Annotated in this window: 14 protein-coding genes; 11 read left to right on the forward strand and 3 right to left on the reverse strand. The window is 67.3% G+C overall.

Features of this window, described 5'->3' with window-relative positions; genetic code table 11:
• The first annotated feature begins 235 nt into the window (after window positions 1–235).
• The 5 genes from POL72_RS27560 to POL72_RS27580 all read left to right on the forward strand — a co-directional run bounded on the left by POL72_RS27560 (window position 236) and on the right by POL72_RS27580 (window position 5,427).
• The gene (locus POL72_RS27560) at window positions 236–1,906 is read left to right on the forward strand and encodes a hypothetical protein (RefSeq protein WP_272098682.1); all 1,671 of its coding nucleotides are present in this window, start codon (window positions 236–238) and stop codon (window positions 1,904–1,906) included.
• A gap of 1,328 nt (window positions 1,907–3,234) precedes the next feature.
• Window positions 3,235–3,762: a hypothetical protein gene (locus POL72_RS27565; RefSeq protein WP_272098684.1), complete on the forward strand. Its 528-nt coding sequence runs from the start codon at window positions 3,235–3,237 to the stop codon at window positions 3,760–3,762.
• Complete coding sequence (locus tag POL72_RS27570; RefSeq protein WP_272098686.1) at window positions 3,759–4,526, forward strand: hypothetical protein; 768 nt, start codon at window positions 3,759–3,761, stop codon at window positions 4,524–4,526. The genes POL72_RS27565 and POL72_RS27570 overlap by 4 nt, the downstream gene beginning before the upstream one ends.
• A 176-nt stretch (window positions 4,527–4,702) precedes the next feature.
• Window positions 4,703–5,062 carry a hypothetical protein gene (locus POL72_RS27575; protein WP_272098688.1) on the forward strand — a complete coding sequence of 120 codons (360 nt, stop codon included), beginning with the start codon at window positions 4,703–4,705 and terminating at the stop codon, window positions 5,060–5,062.
• 218 nt (window positions 5,063–5,280) lie between these two features.
• On the forward strand, window positions 5,281–5,427 hold the full coding sequence (locus POL72_RS27580) for a hypothetical protein (protein ID WP_272098690.1): 147 nt from the start codon (window positions 5,281–5,283) through the stop codon (window positions 5,425–5,427).
• 89 nt (window positions 5,428–5,516) lie between these two features.
• Here POL72_RS27580 and POL72_RS27585 read toward each other — a convergent pair whose 3' ends face one another.
• The 3 genes from POL72_RS27585 to POL72_RS27595 are packed head-to-tail and all read right to left on the reverse strand — an operon-like array spanning window position 5,517 to window position 9,747.
• A complete protein-coding gene (locus POL72_RS27585; RefSeq protein WP_272098691.1) occupies window positions 5,517–7,073 on the reverse strand; it encodes a hypothetical protein in 1,557 nt (518 codons plus the stop codon).
• Window positions 7,074–7,110: 37 nt separating this feature from the next.
• On the reverse strand, window positions 7,111–8,715 hold the full coding sequence (locus POL72_RS27590) for a hypothetical protein (protein WP_272098692.1): 1,605 nt from the start codon (window positions 8,713–8,715) through the stop codon (window positions 7,111–7,113).
• Window positions 8,716–8,754: 39 nt separating this feature from the next.
• Window positions 8,755–9,747, reverse strand: coding sequence for a hypothetical protein (locus tag POL72_RS27595; RefSeq protein WP_272098694.1), 993 nt, complete (start codon window positions 9,745–9,747; stop codon window positions 8,755–8,757).
• 344 nt (window positions 9,748–10,091) lie between these two features.
• Here POL72_RS27595 and POL72_RS27600 point away from each other — a divergent pair, with 344 nt between their 5' ends.
• The 6 genes from POL72_RS27600 (at window position 10,092) to POL72_RS27625 (ending at window position 18,778) form a co-directional block, all read left to right on the forward strand.
• Window positions 10,092–11,171, forward strand: coding sequence for an RNA polymerase sigma factor (locus tag POL72_RS27600; protein WP_272098695.1), 1,080 nt, complete (start codon window positions 10,092–10,094; stop codon window positions 11,169–11,171).
• A 155-nt stretch (window positions 11,172–11,326) separates the two neighbouring features.
• Window positions 11,327–12,202 carry a helix-turn-helix transcriptional regulator gene (locus tag POL72_RS27605; protein ID WP_272098697.1) on the forward strand — a complete coding sequence of 292 codons (876 nt, stop codon included), beginning with the start codon at window positions 11,327–11,329 and terminating at the stop codon, window positions 12,200–12,202.
• A gap of 55 nt (window positions 12,203–12,257) precedes the next feature.
• Complete coding sequence (locus tag POL72_RS27610; protein WP_272098700.1) at window positions 12,258–12,818, forward strand: sigma-70 family RNA polymerase sigma factor; 561 nt, start codon at window positions 12,258–12,260, stop codon at window positions 12,816–12,818.
• A complete protein-coding gene (locus tag POL72_RS27615; protein WP_272098701.1) occupies window positions 12,815–13,027 on the forward strand; it encodes a hypothetical protein in 213 nt (70 codons plus the stop codon). Before POL72_RS27610 ends, POL72_RS27615 begins: the two co-directional genes overlap by 4 nt.
• A 1,712-nt stretch (window positions 13,028–14,739) precedes the next feature.
• Window positions 14,740–15,147 carry a hypothetical protein gene (locus tag POL72_RS27620; RefSeq protein WP_272098703.1) on the forward strand — a complete coding sequence of 136 codons (408 nt, stop codon included), beginning with the start codon at window positions 14,740–14,742 and terminating at the stop codon, window positions 15,145–15,147.
• Between the two features lie 2,506 nt (window positions 15,148–17,653).
• Window positions 17,654–18,778, forward strand: a complete 1,125-nt coding sequence (locus POL72_RS27625; RefSeq protein WP_272098705.1) for a hypothetical protein — start codon at window positions 17,654–17,656, stop codon at window positions 18,776–18,778.
• The last annotated feature ends 42 nt before the right edge of the window (window positions 18,779–18,820 follow it).

An 18,820-nucleotide genomic window follows, 5' to 3' on the forward strand; every position in this document is an offset into this window, starting at 1 on the left:
TGCTGTTGCCCTCACGATGAAACACCTTCCCTCGCATTCAGCACTGCCTCCAGCGACCGTCGTTACGACGCGCAGCCTCGCGGCGGCCGCCCTCCACGCTGCACTCGTTTCGCTCGGGGGCGCGTGCACGTCCAGCGTGGCTGGACCGTGGAGAATCATGACGCTCGAGCCCGACAGGCAATCCCAGAAGAATCCGTCTCATTCCTCCAGCGAACAAACCTGAAAGGAGATCCGCATGACCGTCAACCTGTTGCCTCCTGAACTCGGCATTCCTAGGGACCTCCTGATCGATGTCGGACGATATGACCGAGAACTGGGCCGCATCCCACCGGGGAATCGGCTGCCCCAACTCATCGCCCAACGCGCAGCAAAGCAGCAATGGGTGCGCGCATGCCTCGCTGCGGGAGAGTTTCTGACGAACAGCGCGCTCAATAGCGCCATGCCGCCTGCCCGTGCTCAGGATCCGGCGTGGCGTCCTGCAGAGAACTTCATTCAGAGGGTATGTTCACCGCTGCAACATATGGCGCAGCCTTATCAAGCACAAGTTCGGGCGGAACTCCAGAGGCTCGTGCGCGCGAACGGCACGGGTGGGCTGACCACTCGGTCTGCCAACGCTGCGCGTAGCATCGTCGGCGTCCCGCGCAGCATCTTCAATCGGACGCCCTCAATCTTTGGCGCCATCGCCGATGCGCTCTCGCCGTTTGGGCCGTACAGCCACCTGGATCCAATCCGGCTCAAGGCCGAGAACCCCTTCAAGACCAGCAAGTCCACGCCTGCCCGGACGTTCGACAAAGCATCCGCCGACAAGTACACGACCTATTATGCCCCTCAGCGGGCGACGCTCCGGATGAACATGCTGCGGTGCAATACTCCAACGGAATCCGACGGCGACGAGGCGTACCTCTTGGTTGGGGGTGTTGCAGTAGATCCCATCAAGGTGGCCGCTTATGCAAAATCTGGAGATTCGAAGGATCTTGGCAGATTGGCTCCGGTGATCAAGAGAATCCAAGATGCCAATTTAATGTTGTCGGGGAGCCAATTTGTGCCAAATGACGTCCTGGCAGATGCGCGGATCAACTCTGATGGTGTCGGACTGTGGACGTGCTCCTATGCTCTCTGGGAGGATGATATGGCAGATGCCACGAGGGCGGCGGAGAACGTCAAGATGGCCGGTGAGATGGTAGAAGAAATGTGTTCTGACATCGGCGAAATTCTCGCTTCCACCGGCAACGCATACGCCGAAGCGGCAGGGGCCGCGATCGAAATCGCGGGTGTGATTGCGAATGCCGTATGCCAAATCTACGCCGTTTTGGTCACCCTCACGGCTCGCGAACAGCCCCTCGGAATCGGAAGCATGAGCTCCGACGTGCTGTATGCCTATTACGAAGATCAGCCGTTTGAGGCTACGCGCTATCGCGCCGCGCATTTGAGTGGTACGGGATATGACTATGTCATTCGGTTCGCCGAAGAACGCACGGGGCGGCAGACGTTGCAGCAGCGCGTTCCGCCGGCGGGCACCGTCATCGTACCGAAGGTCGTCAGCGTTCCACCCCCGTTCCACCTTCCGGAGGGGCATGACGTCTCCTACTTCGTTGGTGATAAGGGCGACCTCCCGGTTCATATCGAATGGAAGGGGTACGCTCCTGCTGACGCGAAATGGCAGCTCAATATCCGGGGAGACACGGCGAAGGAGCAGGTGTCCGCAACCGAGCTCCGCAGACGCCACTACAGTCCCGGCGACGTTAGGGAGGCCATTGACGGAGGCGGCAAAGCACAGGTTAATGAGGTCTATGTGGATCTGTCCATTCACTGGTGGTACAACGCCTGGGGAATCTGGTCGCTCAACTCTGCGCTCCAACCCGTCGGTGGAAACGGTCGGTGTGATTTCTCGATCACGGCGACCTGAGCACCAGATGCCGCCCAACTCAGTGCTGGATCCGACGTGGTGGGCCGGCTCGCTCCGCTCGCCAGCCCACCACGCGGCTCATCGCCGATCGTCGTTCGGCGGACATGACGAAGCGGGGCAGTAAAACCCATCGCAGATGAGACACAACATCCGCCGACGATTGACCTCGACGGAGCGCGCCTGCGATGGCCATCAAGCGGCCTGCTCGGCGGACCATCAGCCAGCCTGAGCGTCAACACTCCGGGGCGGTCGCAGGTGCGCGGGGCCGCCGACGGCGCGCTACACGGCGCTCGAGCAGACAGGCCGCAGGGTCGAGGTCCGCGACCGCTCCGCGCGCGGGGGTTGAGGTGGATGCCGACGAGTTCGGGGCCGTCGACGTCCGTGTGCTCAAGCGCGTCGGGCCCGGCCGTCGCTCGTTGCGAGCGTGGGCGTCTAAGCCATGCGTGGTCGCGGCACGGCAGAACCGTGAGGCACCGGCGCGGCCTGCCCTTGTCGCGCGGGCGCCATCGAGCGAAGACGTGCGGATGCGCAGCGGCATGATCGAGCTCTTGAACCGTTTGTTCCCCCGCTCCGCTCGCCGGAGTACCGCGCGCGGTGTGATCGAGGCGATGGCGCTCCTGGGCGATCTGCATCGCCTGCGCGAGGTGATCGGCGTAGGCCGGCTCGGCAGTTCGACGACGCCGAGAGGCTCGCCGGCCGGGGCAACAGCGGCGACGCCCTCGAGCAGCGGCGAGGGCTGCGGGACCGTCCGGGCTGCGGTGCCTGCCGAGCCCCATTGGGCCATCCGTAGCCGGTCTCGTGGCTCCCCGCCGATGGCGCCGCGGCGTGTGGCGCTCGCGGGCGGCTCAGACGCGCGAGCAACGTCGTGCGGCTCCAGGCGCGTGAGCGCTAGCGCGTCGTCGTCGCTGACCGCGCAGGCCACCGCCAAGCGCCGCGCTCGCGGGAAGCGTGGCCGCGCGGGCGACGTGGCGCGGTGGCGACGTGGCGTGGTGCCACGCGCGTGGCCATCACGGCGCGCGGTCACCGCTGCCTGGGCACGGTGCCGCGCTGGGTCGGGCTTGCAGCCGACATCGTGCAGCGCGGGGCGCGTGGCCGGTCGCGCGCACCCGCGGCGGCGCGGCCAGGCAGCTGGCGCCAGCACGTCGACCCGCGCTGGCGCCGCACGGATAGCTGCTCGCTGGCGCACGCTCTGGACGGTACGACCCCTGGCCGGTGTAGTGTGCTCGCCTAGATTCCGTTTGACGCCGATCCTCTGATCAGAAGAATGCCCCGCGTCGGCACGTTGCTCACGAGTTGCGGAAGACGGGAAGGGGACGATGGGCACAAGAATGCGGAGGATCCCATGGGCGATCCTGGTCATCCCGCTGCTCGTCGTCGTACCGACGCACGGAGAGGCCTCCGAGCTGAGCGCTGGTGTGAGCCTCGGGTGGCTCCAGGCCGGTACCGTTCCGCGCCTCGCGGTGGGGCCGCACGCGGGCATATCTTGGCCCATCCAGCGAGACATCCTGTTCACGGTGCACGACCTGTGCACGATCCTACCCCCGATCCAGGAGGACGGGCTCGGGATCTACAACCAGACCTCGGTTGACATCGGGTACGCGTGGAAGGACGGCAACGTCAGCGCGGGGCCGTCTGTCGCGTTCTACCTCATGCCGGCGTGCGGCGTCACCTTGTGCGGCCAGGTCGGTGGCTTGGCCGTAGGCGGCCACGCGCAGACCAACGCGTACGTCGCCGGGCCGCTGGGGGTGTCGGTGAGCGTCAACGTGGATTGGGTCGGTCGGGGCAGTCTGGTGCTCCCGGGCTATGTGTCCGTCGTCGTTGTTGCTGGTCCTGTGCTTCGATGGAGTGAGAAATGAACGCGAGAAAAGTTCTATTATTGATCTTGGTCATCGCGGTTTGGGCGCTGGCGGCGTGCAACATGACGTTCGGCGACTGCTATCCTGTGGGGGAAAGAACTTCGGGTGCAGGTGCCGGTCCGGGCTCCGAGCCACGCCCCGTCTTCACCTCCTCCGCATCCGGTGACTTCGCGGCCGACCCCCAAGGCGGCGGCGAGCGCAAGATCGCGTGCAACGAGTGGGAGCTCGAAGACGAAGAGGAGAGACCGAGCGACAGCTCGGAGACCCCAACGACATACCGCCCGGAGAGCCCGCCAGACGCGTGCCCCGGAGCCGGCGATGTAGCGGGAGCCGGAGCGACCTTCTTGAGCTGTAGCGGTGCATGCAGCTCGAAGTGTCCGAAGCCTGGGATGGCCCACTTCGTCTGGGTAGATTTCGACTCGTCGCTCTTTACGTTTGTTACCATTGTCCCGGATGACGGAACGGATAAAGCCGGAGGGTACCAACAGGCCAAGACAAACCTGAATTTTAAGCATGTAAGTTCAGCCGGCACCAGGGAGTGGTCCTGCGCTGTCACCATCAAAATGCCGCTCCGGACTGAGGCTATGGGAAAAATCGATCCGCTGCGCGCAGCCAACCTCAGCGAAGAGATTACAGAGGAGGTCGCAAGCGCCATGGACCCCAAGCTGCCGCCGGGGATCTTTTGCAAACAGTTTGCCGGCGCGGCGGACGCTGCATTCAAGTTCAAGTATATGGGGCTCGGTGCCTCGGTGACGAATCCATGAAGACAACTCGCTCCGAGCTGCTCGACATTATCTACCGATTCTACCCGCGGGGTGTGCAACAAATCCAGCGCAACTATGTGCCTCCGGGCGACCCCGTTTGGGAGGACACGGAGGAGTACGGCCGCCTGGTGGAGGCCGCAAACAGCGGGCGAGCGGAGTACCCGACGTGGAAAGCGATGATCCGCCGACTGGGGGATCGATACGGCCTTCAGAACGAGTCGCTCAACCTGTTTTCGGGGGGGATCGACCCGGCATACTCGGCCCGCATCTGGCTCACCAAAGAAGCGGCGCTCAGCTTCCACGTGTCCCTGCTCGGCCCATACTACGGGATCCACCTCCCCGGCATCCCCGAGGAGGAGCCGGTGGCGCGCGAGGTCGCCCGGGAGATCGAGGCCACGTACCCCGATTACCAGACGATCCCGCCGGAGATCGGGAACGAGCTGGTGCCAGATGTCGACATGTATTGGTCGTTGATGGGCAAGGCGACGATCTACGTGTGCCTCTTCTCAGGTGTCTGGACTTGGGTGGATCCGTAGCCAGTCCGTGGCGTCCGCCGTCCCATGGCCGGATTCGGCGCCACGGTTTGCGGAGCGGCGGCGCGCGTCGAGGTCGACGCCCGCGGGCGCGCGATGACGCCAGCGTCGCCCATGGCGCCGGATCAGATAGCGGGGCCGCGGCGTCAAGGAATATCGCGGCGTGGTCCGCACCTTCCGGCGGACCGGCGGCGGTGGTTGATGAAAGGGATGGGTGCCTGATGAAAAGAGCGTGTTCTCCCGGGTGCGGCGTGGTGGCTGTCTCCTTCAGCTCGGATCCCCGGGATTGGGTGTGGGTCGCCGTGGCCCTGCTCGTGCTCGTCGGCATGGGCGCCGCGCTCGTCCTCGGCTTCAGGCGCCGTCGCTGACGCGGTAGGCCGCCCGCACCCCGGAGGGGGCCCGCTCCCTTGGGGCGGCGCCAAGCGGGGGAGCAGCCGCGGGGTCGAGTTGGACGATCCTATTCAGGGAAACGCTGCGTCTCGACGGCGATGCCGTCCTCCCCCGTGAGCACGTCGCCAGACCAATCCCAGCTCGTGCCGCCCGGGCCCGGCAGCCCGATGTCCCAGGTGACCCCCTCGAGCGTGAGCTGGTCCTCGTCGAGGTAGGCAATGCCGATCGAGTCGCCGCCGCGCCCGGGGCCGCCGTAGCCGCCGTCGCCTCCGGGGCCGCCGCTGCCACCATGGCAGGACCACATGCCGTCCCCCAAGGCGCCACCTGGAGCGCCTCGGCCGGCTTTGCCGCCTTCCTCCGGCTCTCCGCCGTCGCCGCCTTGGCCCCCGTCCTCGCTGATGATGAAGCTATCGCGCACCGTCACCTTCGCGTGGAGCGCCACGATCGCGATGCTCGGCTGGGCGTTCCCGCCCCCTCGACCGCCCCGCCCCCCGCAACCGCCCGCGCCTCCGGAGCCGCCGCCGGCGCCGCCCTTGGTGGCCACGCCGCACACCGCGAGCCCACCGCGACGCCCGCCGCCGCCGCCGCCGCCTTGGCCCGGCATCCCCCGAGCGCCGTCGCCGGCCCCGTCGCCGTGCCATCCGGTCTCATCGATCCGCCCGCGGCCCTTTCCCGCTGCGCCGGCGGCGCCCCACATGCCGCTTTTTCCGGTGGCGCCGCTGTTGCAGCCACCGTCTGCCCGGTTGCCAGATCCTCCATTCCCCTGGTGTTGTGGGTTCGGCTCGGGTACGGGCTCGCCGTCGTCCCCATCTCCGGCGCCGTCGGCGAGCCCGTCGCCCCCCTTGCCACCGGCGCTCGGGATCCCTCCCTCGCAGGAGTTCACCGCCCGAGCCCCACCTGGGACCGTCGCTGCGGAGCACGCGTCTCCCCCATACTGCCCATCCGGTCCTTCCGCTGCCCGGCCCGGCCACTTGTCCCCGTCGTGGCCCCCCAATCCGTAGTCGGATTCGATCCAGCTTCCGACGATCTCCACCGCGGTGCCCGACCGAACGATCATCCCGACATGCATTTGGCTGCGGACGAACATGTGATCGATGACCGAGACCCCGTCCGCTGCCCCCGTGTCGCCGGCGCGGGCCGGGTCGACGATGAGCGCGATCTGCCCGGCCGAGAGGGGAAGGAGCTTGCTCATGCCCTGCTCCGGGAGTGGAGTCTTCTCCAGGCGTTCCCAATCGACGACATTGAAGCCTCCATAGATATCCACCCCGGAGGGGAGCGTGATGGACTCCTCGAAGCCATCGTTCGCGGCGAACACGCGACCGCGCCCGGTGCGCGCGAGCTCGATGCCGCGCTGGAGGGAACGAACCGGCCTGTCCTTCGTGCCGGGGTTCGTGTCGTCGCCGCCGAAGAACGGATGGTTGACGAACACGCCGCAGCCGTCGACCAGCTGACGCTTCGCAAGCTGCTCCAGGCAGACGGACTCGGGGACCGGATCGCCTCCACACGTCGAGGGTCCGTCGCACGGCGGCGCACCGTTCGGGTCGTCCACCCCCGGTGCGGTCCCACAGCCGGCCGAGGCGAGCGGCAGAGCAACGACGAGGAGGAGCGCGGAATTCAAATTCATGGGCATCCCTCGATGGCCGCGTGTCATGCGGCACCATTCAATGGATCGGCTCGCTTGCCGCGGGAAAGGCAACCAGAGGACCTTGTGGGCCGTTTTCCCCTTTGCCCACCTCGTCCTCCGGACCCGCGTTCCCCGCGAGGCCACCGAGACCGGGGGCTCCGGGAACAATGGAGGTCCCGGGTCGAATGGCGAAGTTGGGCACCACGTAGGCGATGCCAACCGACGCGCCCCCGAGCCCGCCGCCGGCATCACCTCCGCGACCGCCGTTACCTCCCGAGCCGCCATTGCATGCACGCCACATACCATTAGGACCATAACCCAAGCCCCCGTGGGCGCCGGACTGCCCGGCACCGCCCGGTTGGCCCGTTCCGCCGACGCCGCCGTGGCCGCCTTTGCCAGCGAACACGTCGGTGTTCCCGACAGTCAGGTCCGTGCCCTCCAGCGCGACGATACCGATGCTCGCGCCGCCATAGCCGCCGGCATAGCCTCCCTTGCCGCCGCAGCCCCCGCTTCCCCCCGAGCCGCCGGCCGCACCGTTTTGGGGGCGGCTTGTCGGACACGCAAACATGTCCCCGCGCGACTTGCTGCCGCCACCACCGCCGCCGCCATAGCCGACGCCGCCCTTCGTCCCGTCCTTACCACGGACACCGATCCATCCATCGTCGCTGAGGAAGCCTGGACCCAAGGCGCCATCCGCACGACCACCGTCGGCGCCGTCTGCGCCATCGCCCCCGTCCTCGCAGCGCGTTTGATCCGCGCCTAGCCCCGCATGGCTGTCGCGATCGGGATCCTCCGCGAGCGCCGGCTGTCCCGGTGCGCCATCGCCGCCCACGTCGAGTCCGCCGTCACCGCCGTAGCCGCCCGTCGACTCGATGCCGTCGCCGCACACGGTCACCACCGGAAGGGCGCCCACCGCAGCGTCTACAGTGCACGCGTTCGCGCCGTTGCTCCCTACGACGCCGTCCGTCGCCCGCTCGGTGTCCGCGTCCTCTCCCGGCTCCCCGTCCTTGCCGTCGCTCGCCACGATCACGCTGTCCTGCACGATCGCCGTGGCCCCCGTGCTCAAGATCACCGCGATCGACGACTTGCCATCCGGCGCCGAGGCGTCCGCCGCCACGACGCGCACGCCGGCGATCACCGACGTCGTGTCGTCCCCCGCGAGCGCCATACCCTCCGCCCCGAGGACCCGCAGCGGGATCCCACCCGGCGGAGCGATGATCGTCGGGTGATCGGGCCCGCCAAACGAGCCCTCGTACGACCAATCCCCGCCGTCACACAGGCGCCCGCCCCAGAGGTCGACCCCCGACGGCAGCGTGATCGTCTCCTCGAACTCCCCGCCGCACGCATACACGCGCCGGGTCGCTTCCTCGCCGTGGCCTCGCCCGTGCGCGGCGAGCCCGATCGCATGTTGCAGGGTCTTCACCGGCGCGTCCTTCGTGCCGGACCTGCTGTCGTCGCCCTGCTCGCTGATGAACACCCCGCATTCGTCGAGCGCCGGCGCCGTGGTGGGGTCGCCGTCACAGAGAGACGTCGGCGGTGTGAGGCAGAGGCGTCGGTCGTAGCAGCTTTCGTCGTAAGCGCACCCGGAGAGGCCGCCCGCGCCGACCGTGGAGACGGTGCCTACAGCCAACAGCAGCCGCATTCGTCGCGGTTCGAGAAGACGCACGTCCTGGCCCCCTGATCACCACGCGCCGTACGCAACGAGGCCGGCCTGTGTCGGCGCGACCGTCGGCACCAGCGCGACCCGAGCTTTGGTCGGTTCAGCCTGCAGTAAAGAGAAGTCCGTGAAGAACGAAGCCAGAGTCGCAGCGCCCACCACACCGCTCGTCACCACCATCGCCGTGCCGAGCCCGGCGAAGAGATCCCGCTCTCGTTGGAGACTCGTCAGCTCGCCGCACGCGGAGGGTTTCGGCGTTCCCCGACATGCCCCTTGAGAGACGCCCACGGCGTCGAGCTTCGCGTTCCGCTCGTCCAGGTCTCCGTCGGCGGTCCTCGCACGAACCATGAAGACCGCACCGAGCGAGCCTGTCGCCAAGGTCAACCCGATACCGGTGATGCGCAGGGCGCCTGGCCAGGATGTCCAAGGGCTGGACGGCCGGCCCCGCGCTGCAGGCGACGAGCTCCTGGTCTTCGGCGTTTCCTTCGGTGAACCCGGCGCGCTCTCCGGAGCTTGGCTCACCGCCATACGCGCCAACGGCATTCTGACGTTGTACGCCGTTGCGGCCACAGCCCCGAACTCATGGAAACCATCCTGGCGGCCCGGTGCGCGGGCACGCACCATGCGTTGGCCGGGCTCCAAGAACAGCTTGTACGTCCGCGCGACCCGGCCTACCCACTTGCCGTCGACGAGCACCTCGGCATCCGGCGGATCGACCGAGAGCACGAGTGTTGCGACGTGCGATGTTGCCTCGCGCTCTCCTTTCTCGAATCGTAGCTGAAGCGCGAGCGGCAGCGCCGTGCGCTGCTCGAGGCTAAAGGCCAGGTGCTCGGCGGCATCGCGGTACTTGCGCAGCGCGAGCTCGCAGAGCCCAAGCTCGCCGGCGAGCTCCGCGCGCTCTCGCTCCGTGCTGGACGCTGGGTCTGCTGCCTCGAAGGCGGCCTTGAAGGCGGCGTATGCCTCGGTCCACTGCCCGGTGTTGCGTGCCCTGCGACCGCGGCGAACATGGTCCTTCACCGTTGCGCCGTCACGTGGTCCTGGCTCCGGATAGGCGTCCTCCGCGCTGGCCGAGCTCGCAGCGCCGGTTGCGGCGAGGAGCGCAGAGAGGAGCAGAACGCATGCGGAACATCGCATGGTTGGACGGTACTCGCGCCAGCCGCGCGGCGTCAACGGGAGCGAATCGATGCAAAGTGGCCCTGGCAGTGGCAAATTGCGTTCGGGGGCGGCAATGCGATCGCCTCCTCGCGGCAGCGAGGGCTCGATCGCCTGAACACATGTATCGGTGCCACCTGGTGCTACCAAAGTGGCCGCTCCTTGCACTTTCCTGCACCGTTTCGAGTGGGTCAGGGATGCTACCTACCGTGGGCAAGCCAGCGACCCATCTCCTCAGCTTCAGCCGCTTCCGGCGCCTGGCCAGGCTTCACGGCGTGCCGGCGCGCGACGCCGAGGACGTCGCGCAGAACGCGCTGCTGCGGGGATTGGAAGTGGCGAAGCGGGTCGAGCTGAGCGGCGATCCGGCGCGCTACTTCGTCACGATCGTCCTCAACGAGGCACGGAAGCACAGGCGGAACGAGCGCCGCCGCGGAGAGGTGCTGACGCCGTTCGAGGAGCGCGATCCCCGAGACGAATGCCCCACGCCGGAGGAACTGCTGCGCTTGCGGCAGCGGGAAGAGCTGACCCGGGACTTGCTCGACCGGGTCGGCCCCAAGTACCGGGATCTCTTGGTCAAGCACGAGCTCGAGGGGACACCGCTCTCCACGATCGCTGCCGAGCTGAACGTCCCGTTGGACACAGTGAGGGCGCAGCACCGCCGGGCTTGGGAGCGACTCGATGCGGCTTTCAAGCGGTGGAGGGCCCAGCAACCCGCGCACGATAGGGACGAGCGCGCCTGCGTCCCGCTGGTGCTCGGGCTAGACCGCCGTGCGTCGTGGACGGCCTGGCTGCGCCGGCTGGGCGTGAGGATCGTCGTCCAGGTTGCGTTTGTCGTGTTGACCGGCGCGCTCCTCTCGGCGGTGCCGCCGCTGCCCAGCGCGGAATCGTGGCTGCACCCGGCGGCATTCCCCGCACCGGGGCGCGCGCCCGCACCAGACGACGTCACGGCGCAAGGCTCACGTGACAGCGCGCATTCCGCTGCCGCGCCCGCCGCGCCCGAGAGCTCGTCGCTGGCGGCAACAGGCAGTGCGCGCGCTGAGCCTGTGGCGCGCAGCACGCCCGCGCCCGCTGTGACGACAGCACCTCGTATCTCGTCCCCGGGGAGCCCCGTGCGGCCAACTGTCACCGCACGCGAGATGCGCCTGATCAGCCAGGCCCGAAGGGCCATTGAGGACAACGACGGAGAGGGCGATCACGAGGCGCGCCAGCTGCTCGAAGCCCATGCGCGGGAGTTTCCGCGCGGTCGGCTCGCAGCGGAGCGCGAAGCGCTGCTCAGGCTCATTCGCTGAATCATCGGCCGTCGATCGACGGCGAGCTGGCGGTGACGCTGGTGGTGTCTTCAGACCAGACAGCACAGGGCCGAGATCCGCCTTGCGTTCCGACAAGAACGTTCACGTCTAGGAGACGAAACGCGATGACTACGATGGAGGATGTGCTTGGTGCGATGTGGCTTATTTCGCCGCTCGGGCTCGCGATGATCGCCTGCGTCGCGATCGGCTTCGCGGTCACCGCGCGCGAAGCGCTGGGACGAGAGCGCGGGCTTCGCGAGGCGCGCGAGCACGCGCATGACGACGAGGAGGCAGCCCTCACCGATGCGAAGGAGCAAGCCGCGGGGGAGCGGGACCGGTACCGGCGCCTTCTGGACTGTCATGTCGACGCGGCGCTCGCAGAGCTGACAGTCGCCCGCGCGCGCCCCGTCCCCTGGCCAGGAAGGGTCCTCGAGTCGTTCTGTGCGACGATGCCTTCGTGGAGGAGAAAGCTGGCCGAGAGCACGGGGTTGGAACCGAGGGAGGTGGAGCGCTTGCTGAGGAGCGAGCTCCCCATGACGCCCGGCCTCGCGCGGCAGCTGGAAGCCTTCACCGGCACGCCCGCGCGGTACTGGGAGCGCCTGTGGCGGCTACACGACGACTACCGAACGGACGCAGAGGAGACCGTCGTGATCCCAGTCGGCGAGCCCGTCACCAAGCGCGAGAGCTCGGCGCGTCCGGCGGAGTCGCCGGCCCCGAGCTCGGCGCCGCCGACTCCGCCGGCGGTGCCTCCCCGCGCGCTCGACGTTCCTCCGCCCGTGGTGCCGTCTCCCGAGCTTGCGGCCAGGAGCCCGCGGGCGAAGCTCCCGCCGCCTCCGCTGCCGCGGCTTCGGTCGCCGCTCCCTGTCCGTGCCGCGACGGGGGCGGAGCTCGCCCAGCGCGCCGCCACGCTGACGAGCTTCCCGCTACAGCGTGACGAAGGGGGTACGAGCTCCGCCAGCACGCCCGATTGGGAGGACGCAGAGCGCTCTCCGCTGAACACGACGCTTCCGGGAGTAGGGAGCCATGGGTGAGCGCAGCCGTGCCTCGCATTCATCATAGGGTGCGATTTCGCAAGGGGGTAGAATCATGGATTGTCCGGATAAAGGAAAGCGCGCTGCGGCGTACGCGCGCTTGTTTTGCCCGATGCTGGTTCGTGCGGTGTTGCTCTGGTTGGAGAGGATGGGGGTCCCACAGCGCCATCGTGGCGACGTCGCGGGCCAGGTCTGGCTTAACGCCTGCGAGAGCTGGCCCAGGTTCGATCCGAAACGCGGCAGGCCGGAGCGCTGGTTGAACGCGATCACCGTACACGTTGCCTCCCACTACCACGAGCGTGCGCGAAAGCGCAGGGAGGAATTGGTCAGTTCGATCGAGGTGCTTGATCCAGCGCCGGATGCTGCTTCTGTGATGGAGTCCGACAACGTCCGGGCCAGCACCATGGATGCAGTGAATGAGCTCGATCCGGGGCTGCGACTCGTTCTCGTGGCACACGATCTGGGCGGAGTTTCGATGGCCCAGATCGCCCAAGATGCAGGGCTGCCCGTCTCGACGCTTTGCAGGCGACGCGCACGGGCCATCGGTGAGCTGCGTAATATCCTTATGCTTCGGGAAGCCGGCGAGATCTCTTCGCGGGGAGTGGGACTGCAATGAGCGTCAAGGGCCTGGTTGTTCACTTCCGGCGCGACCTGGATGACGACGAGGCGGAGCGAATGATCGACGCTCTGATGATGCTGAAGGGCGTCGCCAAGGTATCATCTGTCAAGGCCGGTTACGAAGACGAACTGAACCGGCAGCGGGTCAAGCGAGAACTGCTAAGCAAGATTGATGGGCTTCTGAGGGATGACGAGACCCCGATCTAGCTGCCGACGAACCCGCGTCGTCGTGGTGTCGACGCAAAAGGCCCGCGGTGCCAGCATCGGGCCGCGCTCGCGGGCGACGCTGGCGCCCGGACGACGTCGTGCCGCTCCAGGCGTGCGCCTCTGATCACGATGCGCGAGCCGAGCGCGGCGAGTCGGCATCGTGTGGGCTCTACGCGCACATGCAAGGGGTCGCGCTGGATTCCATTCCCACAAGAGATGGTGTTCACCGTGCGCAGTTGAAGCCGAGCGGACGCGAGGGAGCTCGGCGAGCCTGCGACGTCGGCCGGCAGCCCCATGTTCTCGTACACGATCGACGGGTGCAGGGCCCCAACGTTGGCGCCCGCGTTCAGCGTCGCCATGCGCGGCCCGGATCGGCGCGCGTGGACGTCCGCGCGCGAGGCGCCCTGGGAGACATTTTCTCGGGAAACAGTCGGAGGCGCCAAGCTGGCCGATCGCGCGCCATCGTCCGGTATGCCCGGTCTGACGTGAAGCGCCGCCGCTGGCGCTTGGCCTCGCGCCCGTGACGGGCGCGGGGAGCGTGGGCGGCGTCACGGACGCGCGCGCCGACCGCCGCGACGCCGGCCCGCTGGCGTGGCGATGACGCCGTCCGTGCGCCAGCGTTGTCCGCCTGCCCGGCCCGGCGTGGCGCCGTGGGCAGGACGGCGCTCGATGGCGTCGGCGGAGTGTTGGCGACCACGCGGCTGGAACTGCACGACGTCGCCCATGCGTGGCCGTGCCGCGCGCGGGCGGCTCGTCGGAGCGCGCCGTGGGGCAGGTCGCGGTCACCGCACGCTGACGGCCGAACGCCTGGGGCTGCGCACGATGCCGCCCGTGCAGCAGCGTCGCTCGCCAGCGCGGCCCGACGACCGCGCGTCTGGAGTCGCCGAGAGCGCGAGGGTAGCTGCTCCTGCCATATACAAACCTCCGTTGTTGTGGTGTTTCGGGTTCGGGACGGAGCCTGAACGAGAGCCCGTGAGGAGGCCCGAAATGGTAATTCTGACGATCCGGTATCTCGTCGCGAGTTACCGGGATCTGGTCAGGTGTGGAAACCGCTCTGGTGACGCGCAGTTAGACCGCTTCGAGGGAGCTCCCGAGGGGCCAATTTGGGGGGGGCGCGAAGGGGTCGATTTGGTAATTTTGCGCGGGGTCGGCTGAGGGGCTCCGGCGAGCCGCCCACCTCCGTTTTGTTGCGTACGTCTTCCACAGGGCGGCGCGCGACGGGCACGACCGCGGGGCGGCCTGACGCGGGGCGAGAACTCGGCGCACGGGGCCGCGGAGCTCGTCCAGGCGGGAGGCTGGCGCACGCGCAAGGCGGAGCTCGCGCAGGTGGATGCCAGCGCGGCTCGCGACCGCGGCGCCGGGCGAGCTGGCCCCCGCTCGACGGCCGGGCCGTGGGATCGCCGGGAGAGTCACCCAGCACACCGAGGTCACGTGATCGGGCCCCAGCGAATGCCAGTCAGGTCACGGTGCCACGTGAGAACCGGCGTCCTCTTGGTCGCACGCTACATCAGTCTTTAATGCCGTCGCCCTCGCCAGGAGCCGACTCTTGTACTGTGCTTTAACGCTCTTTAAAGTTGAACGGAAAATGAAGGCTTCGCTCTGGCAGGTTTGTGGTTCGGTGCTTTTGTAGACGCATGAGCTCGCGGCGCTGGTACGAGCTCGCGTGCGGAGTTGTCCGCGCGCCGAGCCACGTCCTGGAAGAGTGTTTCCAGATGAACAAGCAGACCCGGTGCCACCTGCGCGCGATCGCACGGCTGCACCCCGAGATCGGCAACCTGTGTGATCAGCTTGAAGCGCCCTGGAACGCCGTGCGAAGGATCGCGCACGCGCCGGGGGCGGCGGAGCAGTGGGAGCGCGCGGCGCAGGTGCTCGGTGAGCTCGTGGAGAAGCGCCGGGCGACGGCGCCGCGCCGGTCGAGGCTGGAGGCTGTGCGCCTGGAGGCGCTGAAGCGAATGGGACCGCCGATGGAGGGGGGAGGAAAACTTGAAAGCAGCCTGCGAGCTGCGTGGGAGGCGGCGGAGCGCGGGACGCCCGCGGTCCCAAGCCCACGTCCGGGCGATCGGCATGCTCGTCTGCGGTGCAGCACTGCCCGGCGGGAAGCGCGCCAGTCGAGCACATGAAGCGGCGTCGCGTTGGACTTTCGCCACATACATCTCCCGTGCGTGCCTATCGCGCCTGCTGGCCGATCTTGTTCAGGGAGCGGGCGACGCTGGCGCACGGATGACGTCGTGCAGCTCCAGGTGCGTCAACGAGTGCTGTCACGGCGCTGGTATAGCGCCGCGCTCCTGAGGCAGACCTACGCCCGTCCCGCAACCGGCGAGGGACGAGCCGTGCTGATAATTTTCAAGAGGAGAAGGTAATGCTTCTCGGCCCAGGGTGGAGGACGGCGCTGCCTGGGGGGTTTTGTGCTCAGGCCGAAATTGAGTGATAAATCTGAAAGGCCATCCGGAATGCATGCCCTTGGGGCCTCCGGGTAGCTCAGCGCTCCCCGGCGACGCCTCTGCGCGACAGAGCCACGTCGCTGAGGGTGAGATGCGGCCGGCTGCGCTCCTCGCCATCAAAGAGCCGGATCGACGAACGCGCCGGCACCATCAACGAGAGCGCTCGATAACAGCCGTCCTGGCTCCGGACTTGCAGCGACGGGCGAGGAGCGCCTCCGCCGGGGCTCCTGGCTCGGTGTGGCACACTCGGAGCCCTTGTCCGGGTCCGGCATGGCTGTGCGACTCCGTCCGGAATACGCACCGCGAGCGCGGAGCAGCCGCGGCGTGGACGCCGGCGAGCTCGTAGCCGTCGATGTCTACCTGGGCCGAACTCGGGCCCGTCGCCGGCGACGAGGAGCACGGGTGCGAGCTTGACCAGGCCGACGGCGGCGCTCGGCCTCGACCCGGTGGACATCGACGCGGCCCCTCCGCCATCGACCAGTTGGACATCGACGGCCCCGAGCTCGCTGGCATCAACCTCGACCCCGCGGCCGCTCCTCCGCATGACGCCTCCTTAAGCGAGCGGCAGCCCCTTGCGGGCTACAGCCGGCCTCCCATGTCAGCGACGGCGCCGAATGCCGAGGACGACCGCGGCGCCCATGCCGACGAGCACGAGCAGGGCCACGCCGACCCATGCCCAATCCCAGGGATCCGAGCTAAAGGAGACGGCCACCGCGCCGCACCCGGGAGACCACGCTCTTCCTTTCATCAGGCGGCGCATCCCCTCATAAACAGCCCCCTCCGGTCCGCTGGCAGGTGCGGACCCCGCCGCGGTGCTCCTCGACACCACCACCCCGCCATCTGCTCGGGCGCCGTGTAAGCTAGCGTGAACGCGAGCTCGTCGGCGTCCAGCGCCGCGACGTGGCCGAGCTCGACCAGGTGGACGGCCACGGCCCCGAGCTCGCCGGCGCTAAGCGCCGGTGTCCAGCCACCAGCGCCCGACGTCGCCCTCGACCCGTACGGCCGCCCCGAGCCCGCCGCCGCGCCCCTTGCGGACGTGCTCCCGATCGATGCGGAGCGCCGGCAGGGACCAGAACGCCGATCCCGAGCTCGATCAGGTGGACGTCGACGCCAGCGACGGCCCGAGCTCGGCCAGGTGGACGTCGACGCCAGCGACGGCCCGAGCTCGGCCAGGTGGACGGCGCCCGCGCCGAGCCCGCCGCCGTCCACGTCGACGCCGCGGTCGCTCCGCCCTCGACCCGCGCGTGGGGGAACCGGGGTTTGCGCACAGAGGCGAGGTCGCGCCGCTCGAAGGTGCGCGGCCGTCAGGGCGTCGTCACCGCGGCATACACTCGGCGCCGCGACGTGCCGCGCTCGCACTGAACGATTCCGCACCGCCGGTGTCGCGTAGCTCCAAGCGTAGCGGCGGGACGCGTTCGCGCGGTGGGCCGCCTGGTCCTCCGAGCGACACCCGGACCTGCGGACCACGCGGCGCACTGCAGAACCACTTGACACCTGCACAGAGAAATGACACTGGGACATTTGTCCCAGTGTCTCCGGGACAAAGCGGAGGAATCATGGCTTCTCGCGGACGACCGCATCACGAAATCACCGCCCCTAGCCCCGCCAAACCGCGTATTGACGGAGGGGGCGGCGGACTTTCGCCTGAGAGCCCGTTCTCCAGAAACGCGATTCCGGTCAACCCATCTCCGCCACCGGCTTCGCCGAATACGGGCGGCTCGGGTGGCAGCACGCCGCAAACGACTCCCGGCGGCGGATCGTCGAAAAAGTAGTGATGGAGGACGAACCATGGAATCGAAGGATCAGTCGAACTCGGGCTCACGGGTCAAGACCGATAAGGGTGCAGGGGGAGGACTCACGACGAGTAATCCCTTTTCGCATGGCGCCACTCCCGTGAGTCCCTCGCCTTCGCCGCCGAACAGCGGCGCCACTCCGCAATCGACGCCTTCGGGAGGTGGCGCTGGCTCCTCCGGCTCCAAGAAGTAGTATGCCAACAGGCGGAGCGCGGCTCCATACGACATTCGAGCGTCGAGCCATCATACGCAGGAATGGCGACATCGACGAACTATTCTCCTTGACCATAAGCAACGCTGGTTGCGCCCCGTACAGCTTCATCAAGCATACTCCGTGGGTGGCTTTTCGCGTTACGGATTCTCCGGCAGAATACGTCACTGCTTACGACTCGATGGAAAACAAGCAGTGGATGTGCGAGCGAACTTGGCACGGATTCGTTGTTGGAACGCAGCCACTTACCGAGCTGGCTCCGGGGGGCGTCCGTTCATTCGGCGCTCATATTCATCGACGAGGCCGATTGATCCCGGGGGAGCACGAAATCCACTTTGCGGATCCTTTCCTATTTTCTCCGATGAATCGCGCGCATGTCGAGCGAGACGTGTACCGTGTCATAGCGATTTTTCCGGAATGTACCGCGGGCTGGACTCTATCTACCCCACTACCGGACGGCGATTTTACGAGTCGAACCGTTACATGGGAGTTTTCCTACGACGCGCAGGGCGTTAAGCAACTCTCGGCGACCGCGAGAGCATCAGTATCGGATGCCTCGATGCTTCTGTACGATGACATACTGGCTGAATTGCACGTTCTTGTCGGGCGCGGTGTCTGTGGGCACCCATTTGATGACGCTGATTTGCTGAGAAAAATCCGATACGCAGGTCAGGGTTTCATTCAGGACATCACAGCGCCAGTGTTGGGCATCTCCGAGTTGAGCTGGCGGGAGCGCTTGCTTCGGCTTCGCGCTGCACAGGAGGCAATGGCGGCCGAGCGCGTCTCTTTTTCTCGCAACATCAGGGGCAACGGGCCCAGTCCAGTGATGCTGCTGCAAGGGCATGGATCTCCTAATTGGAGTCGTGCAGACGCTCTTCTTAAGGTCACTGATTTCGATGCCGTCGGACCGTCGCAACATGGGAACGGCCAGCAAGTAGCACAGAGCTCGATCGGAAGAGACCTGATTCAAATTACCCACATTCATGCGGCGCCGGCCTTGGAGGAAACTTCATCCATGCCGGAGCGACCCGCCCGCGGAGAAGGAACTCCGATGCCCAAGAAGAAACCGGAAATGCTCGGTCAGGTGGTTGAGGACGCTTCGTCTGGAGGGAGGATTACTCAACAGACCGATGCGGGCAGTGATGCACAGGCAATAAGGCGGGTTCAAGCGGGGAAGGATATCGCACAGAAGAAGAGCGCGGCGGCGCAGATGTCGTTCAGCTTTGGGCGCGCTACGGGCGCTGGGGTGATCGCTCTGACTGTCGCCTTTCTGGCATGGTTGGCATACCAGTACCTGACGCATTAATGACGGTGAGTGCGGGTCTCCACAACAAGCCAATGGAACCGA

The sequence above is a fragment of the Sorangium aterium genome, from assembly GCF_028368935.1.
GTDB lineage: Bacteria > Myxococcota_A > Polyangia > Polyangiales > Polyangiaceae > Sorangium > Sorangium atrum.

Bases quoted from the DNA above. Each gene is read 5' to 3' on its own strand.
- POL72_RS27560 (WP_272098682.1), top strand. From the start codon at position 236: ATGACCGTCAACCTGTTGCCTCCTGAACTCGGCATTCCTAGGGACCTC.
- POL72_RS27565 (WP_272098684.1), top strand. From the start codon at position 3,235: ATGCGGAGGATCCCATGGGCGATCCTGGTCATCCCGCTGCTCGTCGTC.
- POL72_RS27570 (WP_272098686.1), top strand. From the start codon at position 3,759: ATGAACGCGAGAAAAGTTCTATTATTGATCTTGGTCATCGCGGTTTGG.
- POL72_RS27575 (WP_272098688.1), top strand. From the start codon at position 4,703: ATGATCCGCCGACTGGGGGATCGATACGGCCTTCAGAACGAGTCGCTC.
- POL72_RS27580 (WP_272098690.1), top strand. From the start codon at position 5,281: ATGAAAAGAGCGTGTTCTCCCGGGTGCGGCGTGGTGGCTGTCTCCTTC.
- POL72_RS27585 (WP_272098691.1), bottom strand. From the start codon at position 7,073: ATGAATTTGAATTCCGCGCTCCTCCTCGTCGTTGCTCTGCCGCTCGCC.
- POL72_RS27590 (WP_272098692.1), bottom strand. From the start codon at position 8,715: ATGCGGCTGCTGTTGGCTGTAGGCACCGTCTCCACGGTCGGCGCGGGC.
- POL72_RS27605 (WP_272098697.1), top strand. From the start codon at position 11,327: ATGTGGCTTATTTCGCCGCTCGGGCTCGCGATGATCGCCTGCGTCGCG.
- POL72_RS27610 (WP_272098700.1), top strand. From the start codon at position 12,258: ATGGATTGTCCGGATAAAGGAAAGCGCGCTGCGGCGTACGCGCGCTTG.
- POL72_RS27615 (WP_272098701.1), top strand. From the start codon at position 12,815: ATGAGCGTCAAGGGCCTGGTTGTTCACTTCCGGCGCGACCTGGATGAC.
- POL72_RS27620 (WP_272098703.1), top strand. From the start codon at position 14,740: ATGAACAAGCAGACCCGGTGCCACCTGCGCGCGATCGCACGGCTGCAC.
- POL72_RS27625 (WP_272098705.1), top strand. From the start codon at position 17,654: ATGGAAAACAAGCAGTGGATGTGCGAGCGAACTTGGCACGGATTCGTT.